Here is a 16,846-nt window from a genome sequence, read left to right on the forward strand (position 1 = left end):
CGCTGCGTTTAGGCGGAATCGCCTAAACGCAGATGACGTGATCGATTCCAAAAACTTAGAGCGCGCTTTGCGCGAAAAACCGGCGTCCACTTTTTCGCAGCGCGCTCTGACGTCAAGCGCCGTGGGCTTTTAGCGGCGTGATGCGCTGGGGCGCGGGCGTCGCCGGCTTTTTGCGCCTGAGCCTGCTCATCAGCAGATAGATCACCGGCGTCGTGTAGAGCGTCAGCGCCTGGCTGAGCAGCAATCCGCCGACGATGGTGATGCCCAGCGGACGCCGGAGTTCGGCGCCGATCCCGGTCGCGAAGGCGAGCGGCAGCGCGCCGAAGGTCGCCGCAAGCGTCGTCATCAGAATGGGGCGGAATCGTTCGCGCGCCGCCGCGAGCGCCGCGTCATGCACGGACATGCCTTCGCGCTCCGCCTGCAAGGCGAAGTCGACGAGCATGATGCCGTTCTTCTTGACGATGCCGATCAGCAGCAAGATGCCGATGAAGGCGATGATGGTGAACTCGACGCCGAACAGTTCGAGCGACAAAAGCGCGCCGAGCCCCGCGGATGGCAGCGTCGAGATGATCGTGATCGGATGGACGAGGCTTTCGTAAAGAATGCCGAGAATGATGTAGACCGAGAGCAGAGCGGCGATGATCAGCCCCGCCATTCCGGCCGCCACCTTACGGAAATCCGCGACGTCGCCAGCGAATTCGGCGCGCAGACCGCCCGGCGGATTGAGTTCGGCGATCGCCTTTTCGATCGCCGCGACGGTCGCGTCGAGACTGTAGCCGGGCGCGACATTGTAGGAAATCGTCGTCGCCGGCACCACGCCCTGATGATGGACGACAAGCGGCGTCGCGCCGCGTTCGATATGCGCGAGCGCGGTAAGCGGAATCTGTTCGCCGGTCATCGAGCTGACGTAGATTCCAGCGAGGTCGCGAATGTCCCGCTGACGTTCCGCCGGCGTCTCATAGACGACGCGGTACTGGTTGCGCTGAGTGTAGATGATCGCGTCCTGCCGCTGGCCGAAAGCGCTGTTCAAGGCCGCGTCGATTGCGGCGATCTGGACGTTCATGCGGGCGGCGGCGTTGCGATCGATGACGACATTGGCGCGAAGGCCGCCGCGCTCCTGGTCGGACGTCACGTCGATGAGTTCCGGCGCCTTCCTTAGGCGCTCGAGCACCTTGTCGCGCCACGTCTCGAGAATCTCGATGGATGGGCTCGACAGGGTGAACTGATATTGCGCCTTGCTCAGCCGGCCGCCCGATCGCAAATCCTGAGAGGGCACCATAAACACGCTAAGACCGGGAATTTTCGCGAATTGGCCGCGAAGGCGCGCGATCACTTCCTTGCTCGATGCGCGCCGCTCGTCCGCCGGCTTCAAGGCGACGAATAGCCGGCCTTGGTTCATCGAGGCGGTCAGGTTGCTGGCGCCGATGAAGGAGCCGACATTGACGACGTCGGGATCGGCGAGCAGCGTCTCGGATGCGAGCCGCTGCAAGCGCGCCATCTCCGCGAACGAAACGTCGCCAGAGGCCTCGGTGGTTCCATTAATCAGGCCGATATCGTCCTGCGGCAGGGTGCCCTTTGGGATCGTCTCATAAAGACGGACCGTCCAAGCGATCGAGACGACCACGACAATGAGCGTGGCCCACGGATGATCGATCACCAACCGCAGGCTGCGCGCGTAGGAATCGACGACCCTGTCGAGCGCGCCTTCGACGATGCGATCGAAGCGCGATGGCGGCTTCTCGCGACGCACAGGCAAGCGCGCGCAAATCATTGGCGTCACTGTAAGGGAGATGACCGTTGAAATCGCAATGGCGAAGGTCAGCGTCCAGGAAAATTCGCGCAGCAGCAGGCCCATCACGCCTTCCATGAAAAGAAGCGGAATGAAAACGGCTACCAGCGACAGGCTGATCGAAACAACGGTGAAGCCGATCTGCTGCGCGCCCACCAGCGCCGCTTCCATGCGGCCCATGCCGCGCTCGGCGTTGCTCTGGATGTTTTCGATCATGACGATCGCGTCATCGACGACGAAGCCGACCGAAATCGTCAACGCCATCAGCGACAGATTGTCGATCGAGAAGCCGGCGGCCCACATCGCAGCGCAGGTGCCGATCAGAGAGAGCGGCACGGTGATGCCGGCCGCTATGACCGGAGTCGAACGGCGCAGAAAGACATAGACGACGATCATCACCAGAATGATGGAGATCGCCAGCGTGCGCTGAATGTCGTGAATACTGGCGCGAATCGTTTGCGTGCGATCGGCGAGCACATCGATCTTGACGCCGCTTGGAATCCATTCTCGAAGCTGCGGCAGCAGCGCCTTAATGTGATCGACCGTTTCGATCACATTGGCGTTGGGCTGTTTGGTGACGATAAGCAGCACGGCGGGCTTGCCGTTGAACCACCCGGCCGCGTTGCGGTTTTTTACCCCGAGTTCGACCGTGGCGACGTCGCCGAGCTTGACGATGGCCCCATTGCGCGATGCGATGACGATGTTGCGATAATCAGCGGGCGTCGATAGCTGATCGGTCGTCGCAAGCGTGATCTCGCGCGAAACGCCGCCAAGCGCGCCGACGGCGGAATGGGCGTTGGCGGCGTTGAGCGCATTGGCGACGGCGTCGACGCCGAGCCCCATGGCGGCGAGCCGCGCGCTGTCGACCTGGACTCGGATCGCCGGCTGCTCGGCGCCGGCGAGGCGCGCCTCCGCGACGCCAGGAACCTGCGAAATGCGCTGCGCGATCACCGAATCGGCCGCGTCGAAGATGGCGCTCGTCGGCAAGGTGTCGGAGGTCATCGCCAGCACGAGCACGGGCATGCTGGATTGGCTCGCCTTTCGATAAGTCGGCAACGTCGGCAGATCGGACGGCAGGTCGGTGAGCGCGGCGTTAAGCGCCGCCTGTACGTCGCGCGCTGCGCCATCGAGCGACCGCGAGATGTCGAATTGGGCGATGATCTGCGTCGAACCGAGCGAATTCGACGATGTCAGCTCGTTCAGTCCGGCGATCGTGGCGAGGCGCCGTTCAAGCGGCGCCGCGACGGACGCCGCCATTGTTTGGGGATCGGCGCCGGGCCGTGATGCGGAAATGCCGATGATCGGAAAATCGACGGCGGGCAGGCTCGCGACCGGCAAGAAAAAATAGGCGACGGCGCCAAGGAGAAACAGCGCGCCCGCAAGCAGCGTCGTCGCGACCGGCCGCTTGATGAAGGGCGCGGAGACGTTCACTCGGCGGCCTCGCGGGTTGGCGGCTTCGGCAGTTCGCCGAACGGTTTAAACTCCTCGGCGGCAGGCGGCTCGGCAGGCGGCGAGAGCCGGACGCGCAGTCGCTCCACGGCAAGATAGATGACTGGCGTCGTGTAAAGCGTCAGCGCCTGCGAAAGCAGCAGGCCGCCGATGATCGCGACGCCCAGCGGAATGCGCAATTCGCTGCCCGGCCCATGCGAGAGCGCGAGCGGCAGCGCGCCGAAGAGCGCGGCAAGCGTCGTCATCATGATGGGACGGAAGCGCAGATGGCAGGCGCGCACGATCGCGTCACGCGCCGAGAGTCCTTCATCGCGCTCGGCGTCCAGCGCGAAGTCGATCATCATGATCGCGTTCTTCTTGACGATGCCCATCAGCAGAACGACGCCGATCAGCGCGACAATGGACATTTCGATGTGTAAGGCGAGCAGCGCGAGCAGCGCGCCAACGCCCGCCGACGGCAGAGTCGTCAGGACGGTGAAGGGATGGGCGAAGCTTTCGTAAAGAACGCCGAGCACGATATAGATCGACACGATCGCCGCGAGAATGAGCCAGGGTTGGCTCGCCAGCGACTTGTTGAATTCGGCGGCGTCGGCGCTGAACACGCCGACGATTGACGACGGCATGCCGACCGCGGCTTCCGCGTTGGCGATCATTTTCACCGCGTCGCCAAGCGAATAGCCCTCGGCAAGATCGAAACTGATTGTCGAGGCTGGAAACTGATCCTGATGCGCGACGGAAAGCGGCGCGGAGAGATTTTCCAGGCGCGCAAAAGTCCCAAGCGGCGTCTGCGGTCCGCCGCCAATCGGCGCGACATAAAGCTTCTCCAAAGCCGAAGGGTCGCGCAGATATTGAGGCGCAGCTTCTAGAATGACGCGATATTGATTCGACTGCGTGTAAATCATCGAAATCTGCCGCTGCCCAAAGGCGTCGTTCAGCGCGTCGTCGACATTTTGCGCCGTAATGCCGAGCCGCCCCATTTTGTCACGGTCGATTCGCATGAGCGTGCGCAAACCGCCCTCCTGCGTTTCGGCCGCGACGTTACGCAAGCCTGGGGTCATGCGCAGTCGATCGAGCAATCGGTTGGACCATGTCAGCAATTCGCCGCCGTCGGCGGAGGTCAGCGTATATTGAAACTGGGACCGGCTTGGCCGCGTCGTAATCTGGATGTCTTGAACCGGCTGGACATAAAGCGTGACGCCCGGCGTTTGTTCGGCAGCCGCCTTCAGACGGTCGGCGATCTTTTCGGCGCTCTCCCGGCGCTCGCTGTGCGGGCGCAGCATCACGGTGAGCCGCGCGACATTGGTCGTCGCATTGAGGGGGCCGACGCCCAGCACCGATGTCACGCCGCTCACGTCCGGGTCGCGGCGAAACTCTTCGGCGATCTTCGCCTGCAGCGCCGCCATCTTGTCGAAGGACGCGTCCGACGAAGCTTCCATAACCGCTGACAGCACGCCGGTGTCCTGCCGCGGCAGGAAGCCCTTTGGAATGACGGCGTAGAGCGCGACGGTGAGCGCTAGAGTCGCGACGGTGAGCGCAAGCATGAATCGCTCGCGCTTGAGCGCCCAATCGAGCGATACATGGTAAGCGCGATCAAGCGCCAGCGAAAGCGTCTCCCATCGCGATTGTCCCCGCGGCGGCGCCATCCGCAGCAGCGCCGCACAAAGCATTGGCGTCAGCGTTAGCGAGATCGCCGCCGACACGACGACGGCCATTGTCAACGTCAGCGCGAATTCGCGGAACATCCGCCCGACGATGCCGGTCATGAACAGCAGCGGTATAAAGACGGCGATAAGCGAGACGGTGAGCGAGACGACCGTGAATCCGATTTGGCGCGCGCCGTCGAGCGCGGCCAGACGCGGCGCTTTGCCTTCCTCGATATTGCGCACGATGTTCTCGATCATCACGATCGCGTCGTCGACGATGAAGCCCGTGCCGATGGTCAGCGCCATCAGCGACAGATTGTCGAGCGAGAAGCCCGCGGCCCACATGATCGCGAATGTGGCGATGATCGAGAGCGGCAGACTGACGCCGGCGATGAGCGTCGCCCGCCAACTGCGCAGGAACATCAACACGACGAGCACGACGAGCGCCGAGGCGATGACAAGCGTCAGCTGCACCTCGAAAATCGAGGCGCGGATCGTTACGGTGCGGTCGTTGACGATCTCCAAAGACATGCCGGCGGGAAGCGCCCGCTGAATCTGCGGCAGTTCGCTCTTGACCAGCTCGACCGTGTTGATGATGTTGGCGCCGGGCTGGCGCAATACGTCGAGAACGACGGTCTGCTCGCCATTGTGCCAGCCGCCGACGCGCGTGTTCTCCAGTCCGTCGATGACCTGAGCAACGTCGCGAAGCATCACCGGCGCGCCGTTGCGCCAGGCGACGATGATGTCGTTGTACTGACTCGCGCGCAGAATTTGGTCGTTGGCGTCCAGCGTGTAGGACTGTCGGCTGCCGTCAAGCGAGCCCTTGGCGCCGGCGATGTTTGCCGCGGCGATGGCGAGGCGCAAATCCTCCATGCCGATGCGATTGGCCGCCAGGCGCGCAAGATCGGCCTGAATGCGCACGGCCGGCCGGACGCCGCCCTGCACCGACACGCGGCCGACCCCAGAGACCTGCGAGACCTGCGGCGCGATCAGCGTATCGGCGCGATCGCTCAAATCGCGCAGGGTGGCGGTCTTTGAACGCAGCGTCAGCGTCAGGATTGGCGTGTCGGCGGGATTAACCTTGGCGTAAACGGGCGGATAGGGGAGATTGCGCGGCAGCGTCGAGGCGGCGGCGTTGATCGCCGCCTGAACGTCTTGCGCGGCCGCGTCGATGTTGCGGTCGAGATCGAATTGCAGCGTGATCTGCGAAAGCCCGAAAGAGCTCTGCGACGACATGCTGGTCAGCGACGGGATTTGGCCGAACTGTCGTTCGAGCGACGCCGTCACCAGCGAAGCGATCGTATCGGGATTGCCGCCGGGGAGCTGCGTTGTCACCTGAATGGTCGGAAAATCGACCTGCGGAAGCGGCGAGACGGGAAGTCGCAAATACCCCATGATGCCAAACAGCAGCACGGCGAACGCCAAGAGCGACGTCGCCACCGGCCGGTGGATGAAGGGCGCAGATACGTTCATCTTTGCGTTCGATTGCCTCGCGCGCGTCGGGTGGGCGCTTCGCGCGCCGCGTTCGAGCGCTGGTCTTCGCCACTGGCGCCGACATCTTCGGCGCTTGCGGCCGTAGGCGCATTCATGATCTGAATTTTTGCGCCGTCCGTCAGCCGGGAGAAGCCGCTTGTGATGACCACCTCGCCGGGCTGAAGCCCCGAAGCGATGACGGCCATTTTCTCGTCCTGTCGACCCGTCGTCACCTCGCGCATTGTCGCGATATCGTTGGGGCCCGCCACATAGACGAAAGCCCCGTTCGGCCCACGCTGCACTGCTGGACTGGGGGTCACGATAACATTCTTCAGCGTGTCGAGCATCAGACGCACATTGACGAATTGGCCGGGCCAGAGCGACAGCGTTTGATTCGCAAATGTCGCTTTGATCCGCACCGTTCCCGTCTGCTGGTCGATCTGGTTATCGATGACGCTTAGCTCGCCGATTTCGATCGGCGTCACATTGTCAGGACCGAGCGCCGAGACCTTGGCCCTTCCCTGAGCCTGCGCCTTCTGCACCGCCGGCAACGCCTGCTGAGGCAGGGTGAATACGACATAGATCGGCTTGAGTTGCGTGATGACGACAATGCCGGTCTGGTCCGAGGCATGCAGAATATTGCCGACGTCGACGAGGCGGATGCCGACCCGACCGTCGAGCGGCGAGCGTATCGTTGCGTAATCGAGCGTCGTTTTGGCGTTGTCGATCGCCGCCTTGTCGGCGCGCACCAGCGCCTCGAGCTGCGCGACGGTCGCCTTCTGGGTGGCGTGCTGCTGCTTCGAGGCGTAGGCGCCGACGAGGAGTCTTTCGTAGCGCGCGAGATCGACGCGAGCGTTAGCGAGATTGGCCTCGTCTTGCGCCTTCTTGGCCACCGCCTGATCATATTGCGCCTGATAGAGCGCCGGATCGATTTCGGCCAATATGTCGCCTTTGCGGACGTCCTGTCCCTCCGTGAAGGCGAGGCGCATCAGCCTCCCGTCCACCTGCGTGCGGATCGTCACCGTGTTGAGCGCCTGCACGGTGCCGACGGCGTCAATGGTCACGGGCACGTCGTCGAGACGCGCCGTCGCTGCGGTGACGGTGACGATTCCCTCGCGCCCGCCGCCCGAACGGCCCGCAACGGGGCCCTGGTTCTTGGCCGCGAACCCCGGCAGCCTGCCAGTCTGATACGCCCACGCAAGGGCGCCGACGATCGCGAGCGCGCCGACCGCAAGTAGCGCCCTTCGGCTGAGGCGGTTCATGGCCATGGTCCTCTGTCGGCCTCATAGGCGGCGTTGGAGCGGGCGATCTCGATTTCGCGAGTCGTCGGCGACCAGCCGCCGCCGAGCGCCTGATACAGGCTCGTCGCCGCCTGGAAGTGGGAAAGACGCGCGACCGCAAGCTGGTCCTGCGTTTGGAAATACGTCGTCTGCGTCTGCGCCAGCTGCACGATGTCGATTGTCCCTTCCCGCAGACGCATCTCTGTGGCGTCCAAGGCGCGCCGAGCCGCTGAGACGGCGACGCCTAGGAGCTTCATCTGGCGGTCCGTTTCGCGTATTGCAATCAGCGCGTTCTCAGTATCGGACAGAGCAGTTAGAATCTGCTTGCGATAAAGCGCCGCTAATTCAGAATATCGGCCCTTCTGCAGGTCATACTGGCCCTGCAGGTTCCAGCCATCGAATACGGGCTGCGTGAGCGTGCCGGCGATCTGCCAGGCGATCGCGTCCGGCCTCATAATGAGCGTCGTGAGCAGCGAACTTTGGAATCCATAAAGCCCGGTCAGGGTCAGGGACGGGAAAAAGGCCGCCCGCGCCTGCAACACCGAGAATTCCTGCGATGCGAGGCGCGCTTCCGCTTCCGCCACGTCCGGGCGGCGCAGCAGCACTTCCGAGGGCAGTCCTGGCGCAATCTGCGGAAACTTGAGCTTTGCGAGAGAACCGCCCTTGAAGGTCATGCTTTCCGGCGTCTGTCCTAGCAGCACCGCAAGCGTGTTGCGCGTCTGGCGCAAAGTCTGTTCGAGCGGCGGAATCGACGCGCGCTGTTGAGCAACGATCGTTTCCTGCTGCGAGGTGTCGAGCACGGTCGCCGTCCCAGCCTCAAGCCGCGCGTTGATGGCGTCCAAGACCCCCTGTGCGATCGCGACGTTCTGATGGGCGATGCGCAGACGGTCCTGCGCCGTGAGCACCTGGAAATAGGAGTTTAAGACAGCGGCGACGGTCGAGATTTCGACGACGTCGCGATCGAAGCGCGAGACGTTGGCGAGGATGCGCGCGGCTTTTGAGGCGCTGTCATTCTTGCCCCAAAAATCCACCTCATAGCTCGCCGTAAGCGCAAGCTGGAAGAAGCCGAAGGTGCGCGCGTCGAAGGCGGGCTGCGATCCGGTGTTCGACGTCGAAGGATTAAAGCCGGTGCTTGATGAGCCGACGTTGATCGTTGTGCCGGGAACGCGCGTCGACCGCGCGATGTCGGTCATATTAACTGTTGGAAACAGCGCAGCGCTCGAAACCCGCGCCTGGGCGTCGGCCTGGGTGATGCGGGCGATCGCGGCCGCCAGATCCTGGTTGTCGTCGAGCGCGCGCTCTACGAGTTCGGTCAGTTCCTTCGAACCGAATTTGGCGGCGAAATCCCGCCCGCCGGAGATCGGCGGCTGCGGCTGCGGCTTCGCTTCTCGAAACCGCGCCGGCGGCGGGGCGGAGAGATCTGGCTTGTCCCACTCGAGATCGCAGCCGGCGAGCGCCGCCGCGAGCGTCGCGGCGGCCGCCAGCGCTGGTCGAAAAGAGCGAGACAGAGCGGGCGCGGTCAAGTAGCAGACGCCTCCAGAGGATCCGCGGGAACGGCCGCGAGCGTCCCCTTCCTTAAGCGCCGGCGAAGGCGCCGGGAAGGTCCGTCGCTCGTCTATGCACCGCGCAAACTCGCTGTCGCTGGCCTGACGAGCGACGAGTTGCGGGCCTCTAAGCGGCGGCGGGGAGGCGCGCGCTGGCCGTCAACGCGCGAAAAGCTGTGAGTTCTAAGCTCGCGCGGCGCGCCGCGACGGTCAAGTTACCTATCGGTAAGGACCGTCGCTATCGCGCCGCTATTCCGTTTGGGCGGGAGGGGCGGTCGTCTTGCCCTTTCCCGGCTTTGTCGCCTTGGCCGCGGGCTTCGCCGGTTCCTTGGCCGCCGGTTCCTTGGCCGCGGGTTCGTGGGCCGAGGGTTTCGCCGCTGGCTCCTTCGCGTCCGGCGCGGGCGCGGCCGTTTTGGCGGCAGGATCGTGTCCAGCAGGCTTTGCGTCGGCCGCCGGCTTGGTCGGTCCGGAAACTTTCGTCCAGGTCTCGCTTTGGCAGAGGAAGGCGACGAGGCAGCCGGTCATCGTCAGCGATGTCGGCGAATCCAGCGCGATCTTGCCGATGTAGGTCTTGCCGCTCTCGGGATCATTGATCTCGCCCTCCCAGTGGTTGGGCGTTGTTTTGGCGGCGTTGCGCAAGACCTGCGGGGCCGGCGAGCCATCCGGCATCGCCTCGATCCCCTTGGCGCAAAGCTTGCCCGAGCAGTCGTAGAATTCCAGCTTGTCGTTCGGATGTCCTTCGCGAACCCAGACGCCGTAAACGGCGTCGACGGCATACGCCGCCGTGGGCGCGCAGAGGGCGGTCGCCATCGCGATGCGTAGAAGTGCTTTTCTCATGACGCCGGACCTCTGTTCGGTTGCGATGAATATGATTCGCTCAAAGTAGCGAACGGCGGAACGCCGACTCCGTCAAGCCGCGTCGCCCGAGTCCGTTGCTGGGGCGCGCGGCGGGCCAAGAAACGCCGGCACGATAATGAAGGCGGCGAGCAATGTGAAGAACAGCGCAATGGCGAGAAGTTGGCCCATGCTCGCGGTTCCGGGATGGCTCGACAGGATCAAGCTGCCAAAAGCGGTTCCCGTCGTTAGAGAACTGAAAAAGATGGCGCGAGTCAGGCTCGACGCCAACATATCGACGACGCCCTTTCGCCACGCGATCACATAATAAATGTGGAAGGCGACGCCGACGCCGAACATCAGCGGCAGCGCAATAATGTTGGCGAAATTAAGCGACATGCCGAGTAAGTCCGCGGCCTGAAGGCTCATGATGCCGGCGAGCACAAGCGGGCCCAGCGTCAAGGCGACGTCGAGCGGATTGCGCAGCGCCACCGCCAAGATGATGAAGATCGCGATAAAGGCGTAGAGTCCAGCTTCGAGAAACGCGCGCGTAATGGTTTTTTGCGCTTCCGACACAATCACCGGCGGACCGCTCGCGTCCGGCGCAATTGCTTGCATCGCTTGGGCGAATTCGGTCATGACGACACGGTCGTTGCTGTCGCCTTTGGGCGTCACCTCGACGCGCACCAGGCCGGTGTCGGAAATCCAGTCGCGACGCAAATCCTCGGGCAGCGTGTCGATGGTCACGCGCTGCGCTTGCAGGGCCTGACGGATTTCGCCGAGCATCTTGTCGAAGCCGCCGAACACCGCCTGGCGCGCCATGGCGCGCGTCTCCGGGCTCGCCTTGGCGAGAGCGTCGAGGTCGTCGGCGAAGCGCGTCACGGCGGGGATGGGCTTCTTCGCCGTCGCGCGGCGCAGCGCCTTGGCGGCGTTCGTCAGCGCCTTGACGGTCTGGGCGTCGCTTGGCGGCGATTTCATCTTGGGATTCAGCACGCCGCGCAATTGCGAAACCGCCATGTCGACGAGGGCGAGCTTGTCGTCCTGATCCTTGGGGATCAATGAGTCGATCGAGTCGACGTGATCGACTTCAGGCAGCGCCTCGATCTTTTTTTCCATCTCGCGCGCGGCTTCGAGCGATGGCGCGAGCACCTCGATCTTGTTGGGCGCCGTCTTGGGGTCCTTGGAGAGATCGAGAAAAGTCGCGACCGATTCGACCTTCTGATCGCGCAGATTCATCGGATTGGAGTCGAAGGTCAGATGCAGCAGCGCCGGCATGCCGGCGAGCACGACGATCGCCGTGGCGATCAGCACGAAGGCCCGGTGATGCGCGATCCAGTGGTCCACGGCGGCGAGCGACGTGGTCGCGATCGGCACATGCTCCGCGCGCGGGCGCAGCAATTTGATCGCCGCCGGCAGGAAGGTGAGAGTCGCGACATAGGCGACAATCATGCCGACGCCGGCGATGAGGCCAAGTTCGGACACGCCGCTGAACGACGTCGGCAGAAAGCAGAAAAAGCCCGCGAGCAGCGATACCGCAGCAAGCGTCAGCGAGCTGCCGATGCCCCGGGTCGCGGAAAGCAGAGAGCGTTCGAGATCGTCGTCGTTGTGCCGTTCTTCGCGATAGCGGGTCGCGAACTGAATGCCGAAGTCGACTCCAAGCCCGATGAACAGCGCGGCGAAGGCGACCGAGATCAGGTTGAAGCGGCCGATCATCAAGATCCCGAGCCCCGACGTGATGGCGAGGCCTGCGAGCAGGGTGATGAGGACCGCGAGAATGAGCTTTGGCGAACGCAGCGCGGCGAACAGAATGAGCGTCACCACGGCGAGCGTGCCAGCGGTGTTGAGAGTCATGTTTTCCGAGATGGTGGCGAATTCGTCGTCCGCGAGCGGCACCTGACCCGTCAAGCGCAGCTTGACTCCGTGTTCTTCGTCGAGACGCAGGTCGGCCGCCGTCTTACGCACCAGCCTGATCGCGTCGGCGCCCGGCTGAAGGTCGGAATAGTCGACGACCGGCTTGGCGATGACGATGCGTCGCTTGTCCATTTCAGGCGTGGCGGGCGCGCTTCCCCCCGACGCCAGCAGCTTGCCCCAGTCGACCTCCGCCTGCTTTCCAGCGAGCGCCTGTTCGATCCCGGCGGAAAACTCCTCGACGCCGCTGATGTACATTTTCATGGCGCGTTCGCTGCCGGAAGCGGACTTGAAGTTGTCGACGAGCACGCTCGACAGGCCGCGCAAACTTGGATCTTCGGCGAGCGGTTCGAGAACGTCGCGCTGGCCGATCATCACGCCGACATTTTTTTCGATGTCGGGGACCGGCAGGAACAACAGGCCGTTCTTGCGGAAATATTCGTGCTCGTCCGGGCGCCATACGCGGGACAGGAGGGGCTTGCCCTGCAAGGCCGCGTTGAGACGTTTCGCGGCGTCGTCGGCCTCCTCGGCGGTCTTGCCGTCGATGACGATGACGATGACGTCGAGGAGGTCCGGGAAGGCTTTGTAGAGCGCCGCTTCATTCTTGCGCCAGGGGATATCCGGCGAGAAAAGATTTCCGGTCTCCGTATCGATGGCGAACCGCTCGGCGGTGACATATACGCCCCCCGCCGTCAGACAGAGAGTGAGCAAAACCACTGTCCAAGGCCAGCGGAGGCAAAAGGCGACCAGCTTTTCAAGCATTCTGTTTTTCTCGCCTTCTGGCTTAAGACCTCATATGAGCGGGAATCGCGCTCTTGGGTCGGGTTCCTCTATACAAGCGCGCTGCGCGACCACCAAGGCGGCTTACGCCGAAACCTTAATGGCGACGCCGCGCGCCATCTGGCGCCGCCTCGTCACAAATACGTCAGCCACCAGAGATCGCGGCGTCGGCGCTTCACCTGTGCAAACCAGCGGCACAGCGGATACAGCGCCAAAACAATCAATATCCACGCGATGTAAGCGCCCGCGAGCCCCGCGCCGAATTCCGGCGGCGGGCCCCCGCTCTTTGCCCAGGCTGCGACGTCCTCCAGGGAATAGCCGCGCGCCAAGGTGAACGCCAGCGCCGCGAAGGCGCCGACGTAAAGATGCAGGACATAAAAGAACAACGGGGTGCGGCCGAAGACCGTCAGCGCGTCGCCGATTCTTTTTCCGGCGCGCGCCAACGCGGGCAGCGTCAATGCCGCGCCGCCAAGCGTCACCAAAAGATAGAGCAGCGAGGGCGGGTATTTCGTGACGTTGAGAAAGGAGAGCAGGGTGAAGATGGAGTCACGCTGCACGCTCCAGGGATGCGGATCGCCGTAGAGATTGGAGAAGCGCAGCGCGACGAAAAGCGCCAGCGCCGCGCCGCCAGCAAGATAAAGCGTGCGATCGCGCAGCGACGCCGGCTTGAGGAACAGCGGCCCGATTCCGTAACCCAGCGCGCCGACGCCAATCCAGGGAAGCGCCGGATAGAGGACGCCGCCCGGCAGACCGAAGGGCAGTTTGCCGGGTTCGTGCAGCAGAGACCACCAGGGTCCGAACGCGCCGAGGTCGGCGGCATGAATCCCATCGAGAAGGTTATGGCCGAAGATGATCGCGAGGCCGACGAGCAAAACGGTTCGCGGCGACAGGCGCGAGAGGGCGGCGAGCGCCACGAGGCTGCAGCCGATCGCCCAAAGCGTCGCCAGTTCGATCCGGCCCCAGCCCATGCCCCAGATCGGGCTGATGACGGCGGCGTCGAGCAGGATGAGCCACAGGCCGCGCGCGGCGAGAAATTTCGAAAGCGCCGCGGGGTCTTTCACCTTCACGCCGTAGAGATAGGCGCTCACGCCGGCGAGAACGGTGAAGGTCGGCGCGCAGAAATGCGTGATGAAGCGCGTGAAGAACAGAAAAGGATAGGTGTGATCGAGATCCGTCGGCGAGAAGCGCATGACGTCCGCGTCGAAGAAGTCGCGCATATGGTCGAGCGCCATGAGGACCATGACGAGGCCGCGCAGCCGGTCGATTTCCGGCAGCCGGTGCTCGTCATAGAGCGGGTTTTGCGTCCCGCCTATCCGAGCTTGGCGAGGCCGGGAAACAGCTCCAGTAGCCAATAGGACATCTCCTGCACGCCGCCCGTGAGAAAGGCGACGCCGGTAAAGACGAGCAGCACGCCGACGACCTTTTCGACTTTGCCGAAATGCCGGCGGAAACGCGCGACGAAGGCGAGGAAGCGGCCAAGCGCCAAGCCGGCCCCGATGAAAGGCAGACCGAGGCCGAGCGAATAGGTTGCGAGCAGCGCGGCGCCGAGCGCCACCGTCTCCTGCGTCCCGGCGACGGCGAGGATCGCGGCGAGGATGGGTCCGATGCAGGGCGTCCAGCCGAAGGCGAAAGCGAGGCCCATGACATAGGAGCCGAAAAGCCCTATCGGCTTCGTGATCTCGGCGCGCTTCTCGCGATACAGGAGGCTGACTTTCAGCAGGCCGATAAAGTGCAAGCCCATCAGAATGATAATCCCGCCCGCGACCCAGGACAGGATATGCAGATTGGCGCGCAGCACGCCGCCGAAGGCGCTGGCCGTTGCGCCAAGCGCGACGAAGACCGTCGTGAAGCCAAGAACGAACAGAATCGACGACAGCAGAATGTCGCGCCGCGCGCGGGAGCGGGTCTCGAGTTCGAGATCCTCCATGCTGACGCCGGCGAGATAGGTCAGGTAGGGCGGGACCAGAGGCAGCACGCAGGGAGAGAGAAAGGACAATAGTCCCGCCGCCGCAGCAGCCGGGAATGTGACGTCCGCCATTAAGGGTCCTCGTTAGGTCGCTCGGCGCGTATCTGCCACGGGGCGGGCCGGACCGCAAAGGCTTACGCAAGAAGAAGCCCCGCCGAAGCGGGGCTTTTCTCGGGCGGGCGCCCGTTTAGTTGTTGCGTTGGCCGAACAGGAACAGCAGCGACTGGAACATGTTGATGAAGTCCAAATAGAGCGAGAGCGCGCCAAAAACGCTCTTCTTCTGCGCGACTTCATAGCTGTCGCTGCTGTAATACATGTCCTTGATGTTCTGCGTGTCCCAGGCCGTCAGGCCGGCGAACACCAAAACCGCGATGATCGACAGCGCGAACTGCAGGCCGGTCGACTGCAGGAACAGATTGACGAGGCCGGCGATCACGAGCCCCCATACGCCCATCACCAGGAAGGAGCCGAAGGCCGACAGATCCCGCTGCGTCATGTAGCCGTAAAGGCTCAGCCCGCCGAACGCCGCAGCGGTGATGAAGAAGACCCGCGCGACCGATACGCCCGTAAAGACGAGCAAAAGCGAGGACATCGACAATCCCATCACCGCCGCGAAGGCGATGAAGAGATTGCGGGCCGTCGCCGCCGAAATAGTGTTCGCCCGCGCGCCGATGAAGAAGATGAACGCTAGCGGCGACAGAATCACCACCCATCGCAGCGGCGTCGTGTAAAGCACCTGGCCGAAGGACGTCAGTTCGATCGCGCCGGGCGCCACCTTGGCGACAGCAAGCATATAAACGCCGAGCGCGACGAGCCCCGTCACGCCGAGGCCGAGCGTCATATAATTATAGACGCCAAGCATATAGGCGCGCAGGCCCTGGTCGATCTCAGCCGTTGTCGGCCGCGCGACCCCGCGCCCGTAGCCGAAGCTGGTGTTGCGGTCGAAGTTGGACATGTGATCCTCTTGGTCTGGTTGGCTGTTCCGCGTTTCGCAATATGGGAAGCGCACCCCAGCCTCGCGCTGAATATGGCTCCGCCTTAATTGGGTGGCAAGCGTTCCACGAATGAACTCTTGTTAAGGTGGTTTCACGACAGCGAGCAGACTTACGATATTTTTTCTGATTTCAGTCAATTTTATTTCGCGCTGCAAAATCGATCCCCCGGCGCGGGGGTCGTTCGCGCGTCGGCGATCCCGACGGAGCCGCGCGCGGAAAGGTCCCGCCAAGTTGCGCAGCGCGGAAACAGCGACTGATCGTCGCACCCTTGCTGATGCGACGAAATCCGCTAACATCAAGCCTCAGGCGTTGTTAGAGCGGCTCCCTCGAGCGTAAGCTTCACGGGGGCGGCGGTGCGGCGCGAAGGCAACATTTCTGAGAGTCGCGTGTTCTTGTCACACGAAGACCCAGGAGGTCATCATGCGTGATGGTGGAAATCCGGAAGCGCATCGCGCGCCGGACGCGGGTGAAGATCGCTTCACGCCGCGGGGCGCTTGCCGTTTCGCGAGAGGCGTTCGCCCCGCGATTTTTATGGCCGCGGCCGCTGTCGTGGCGATGGTCGTCGGCGCGCCCGCTCCGGCCGAGGCGCATGGGCGCTTGGGGGCGGCCGAAGGCCGGTGCCGGCTCTTCATTGGCCCGGACATCATGAATTTCACCGGCTATCTGCCGGAAGCCTCCAAGAATGAATTCTGCGAGGACATTCCGGCCACCGGGCCGATCATCATGGTTTTCGACGCTGAGCAGGAAGAGCTGCGCGACATGAAGGTCGAGCTGCGCATCGTCAAGGATGTCGGCGGGGAGGAGAAGGAAAACGAGGATCTCCAGGCCGTCACCGTCGCCTACCGGGAGCCCAAGAGCTACCCGACGGGCACCATCAATTTCGAACATACGTTCAGTGAACCCGGGTATTTCGTCGGCATCGTCACCGTCACTGGCGATCACGGAGAGCGTTGGGTGTCGCGCTTCCCCTTCTCGGTGGGAAAGAGCTTCATGCGCGACCTGCCGATCTATCTTACGCTCGGCCTCGGCACGGTCGCCGCCTTCGCGATCTATCTCGTCCACCGCCGTCGTGAGACGACGGCTGCGGCCAAGGCTCACAAACCCCCGCCGCCGCCTCCGCCGACTGCGCCAGACGAGGATCACGGACCCGAGGCGACTCCGGCTGAGTGATAGCGCCGCGCCTCG

General features: G+C 63.6%; 10 protein-coding genes. 1 reads left to right on the forward strand and 9 read right to left on the reverse strand.

The window, feature by feature from the left end; genetic code table 11:
• Nucleotides 1-112: 112 nt before the first annotated feature.
• The 9 genes from NEI07_RS14655 to NEI07_RS14695 all read right to left on the reverse strand — a co-directional run bounded on the left by NEI07_RS14655 (nt 113) and on the right by NEI07_RS14695 (nt 15,621).
• A complete protein-coding gene (locus NEI07_RS14655; protein WP_256035533.1) occupies nt 113-3,220 on the reverse strand; it encodes an efflux RND transporter permease subunit in 3,108 nt (1,035 codons plus the stop codon).
• Entirely contained in the window at nt 3,217-6,354 is a 3,138-nt protein-coding gene (locus NEI07_RS14660; RefSeq protein ID WP_256035534.1) for an efflux RND transporter permease subunit, read from the reverse strand. Before NEI07_RS14660 ends, NEI07_RS14655 begins: the two co-directional genes overlap by 4 nt.
• Complete coding sequence (locus tag NEI07_RS14665; RefSeq protein WP_256035535.1) at nt 6,351-7,616, reverse strand: efflux RND transporter periplasmic adaptor subunit; 1,266 nt, start codon at nt 7,614-7,616, stop codon at nt 6,351-6,353. The genes NEI07_RS14660 and NEI07_RS14665 overlap by 4 nt, the downstream gene beginning before the upstream one ends.
• Entirely contained in the window at nt 7,613-9,157 is a 1,545-nt protein-coding gene (locus NEI07_RS14670; RefSeq protein WP_256035537.1) for an efflux transporter outer membrane subunit, read from the reverse strand. Before NEI07_RS14670 ends, NEI07_RS14665 begins: the two co-directional genes overlap by 4 nt.
• 270 nt (nt 9,158-9,427) lie before the next feature.
• Entirely contained in the window at nt 9,428-10,015 is a 588-nt protein-coding gene (locus tag NEI07_RS14675) for a DUF2147 domain-containing protein (protein WP_256035538.1), read from the reverse strand.
• A 72-nt stretch (nt 10,016-10,087) separates the two neighbouring features.
• A complete protein-coding gene (locus tag NEI07_RS14680; RefSeq protein WP_256035540.1) occupies nt 10,088-12,682 on the reverse strand; it encodes an MMPL family transporter in 2,595 nt (864 codons plus the stop codon).
• Nucleotides 12,683-12,834: 152 nt separating this feature from the next.
• The gene (locus NEI07_RS14685; RefSeq protein WP_256035542.1) at nt 12,835-14,052 is read right to left on the reverse strand and encodes a DUF1624 domain-containing protein; all 1,218 of its coding nucleotides are present in this window, start codon (nt 14,050-14,052) and stop codon (nt 12,835-12,837) included.
• Nucleotides 14,010-14,738 (reverse strand): cytochrome c biogenesis CcdA family protein, encoded by a 729-nt coding sequence (locus NEI07_RS14690; RefSeq protein WP_256035545.1) that lies wholly within the window; start codon nt 14,736-14,738, stop codon nt 14,010-14,012. Before NEI07_RS14690 ends, NEI07_RS14685 begins: the two co-directional genes overlap by 43 nt.
• A 115-nt stretch (nt 14,739-14,853) precedes the next feature.
• Nucleotides 14,854-15,621, reverse strand: a complete 768-nt coding sequence (locus tag NEI07_RS14695; RefSeq protein ID WP_256035546.1) for a Bax inhibitor-1/YccA family protein — start codon at nt 15,619-15,621, stop codon at nt 14,854-14,856.
• Between the two features lie 460 nt (nt 15,622-16,081).
• Here NEI07_RS14695 and NEI07_RS14700 point away from each other — a divergent pair, with 460 nt between their 5' ends.
• Nucleotides 16,082-16,831: a hypothetical protein gene (locus NEI07_RS14700; RefSeq protein WP_256035548.1), complete on the forward strand. Its 750-nt coding sequence runs from the start codon at nt 16,082-16,084 to the stop codon at nt 16,829-16,831.
• Nucleotides 16,832-16,846 lie beyond the last annotated feature (15 nt).

The organism is Methylocystis suflitae (assembly GCF_024448135.1).
Lineage (GTDB): Bacteria > Pseudomonadota > Alphaproteobacteria > Rhizobiales > Beijerinckiaceae > Methylocystis > Methylocystis suflitae.

Bases quoted from the DNA above. Each gene is read 5' to 3' on its own strand.
- NEI07_RS14660 (WP_256035534.1), bottom strand. From the start codon at position 6,354: ATGAACGTATCTGCGCCCTTCATCCACCGGCCGGTGGCGACGTCGCTC.
- NEI07_RS14665 (WP_256035535.1), bottom strand. From the start codon at position 7,616: ATGAACCGCCTCAGCCGAAGGGCGCTACTTGCGGTCGGCGCGCTCGCG.
- NEI07_RS14675 (WP_256035538.1), bottom strand. From the start codon at position 10,015: ATGAGAAAAGCACTTCTACGCATCGCGATGGCGACCGCCCTCTGCGCG.
- NEI07_RS14680 (WP_256035540.1), bottom strand. From the start codon at position 12,682: ATGCTTGAAAAGCTGGTCGCCTTTTGCCTCCGCTGGCCTTGGACAGTG.
- NEI07_RS14690 (WP_256035545.1), bottom strand. From the start codon at position 14,738: ATGGCGGACGTCACATTCCCGGCTGCTGCGGCGGCGGGACTATTGTCC.
- NEI07_RS14695 (WP_256035546.1), bottom strand. From the start codon at position 15,621: ATGTCCAACTTCGACCGCAACACCAGCTTCGGCTACGGGCGCGGGGTC.
- NEI07_RS14700 (WP_256035548.1), top strand. From the start codon at position 16,082: ATGCGTGATGGTGGAAATCCGGAAGCGCATCGCGCGCCGGACGCGGGT.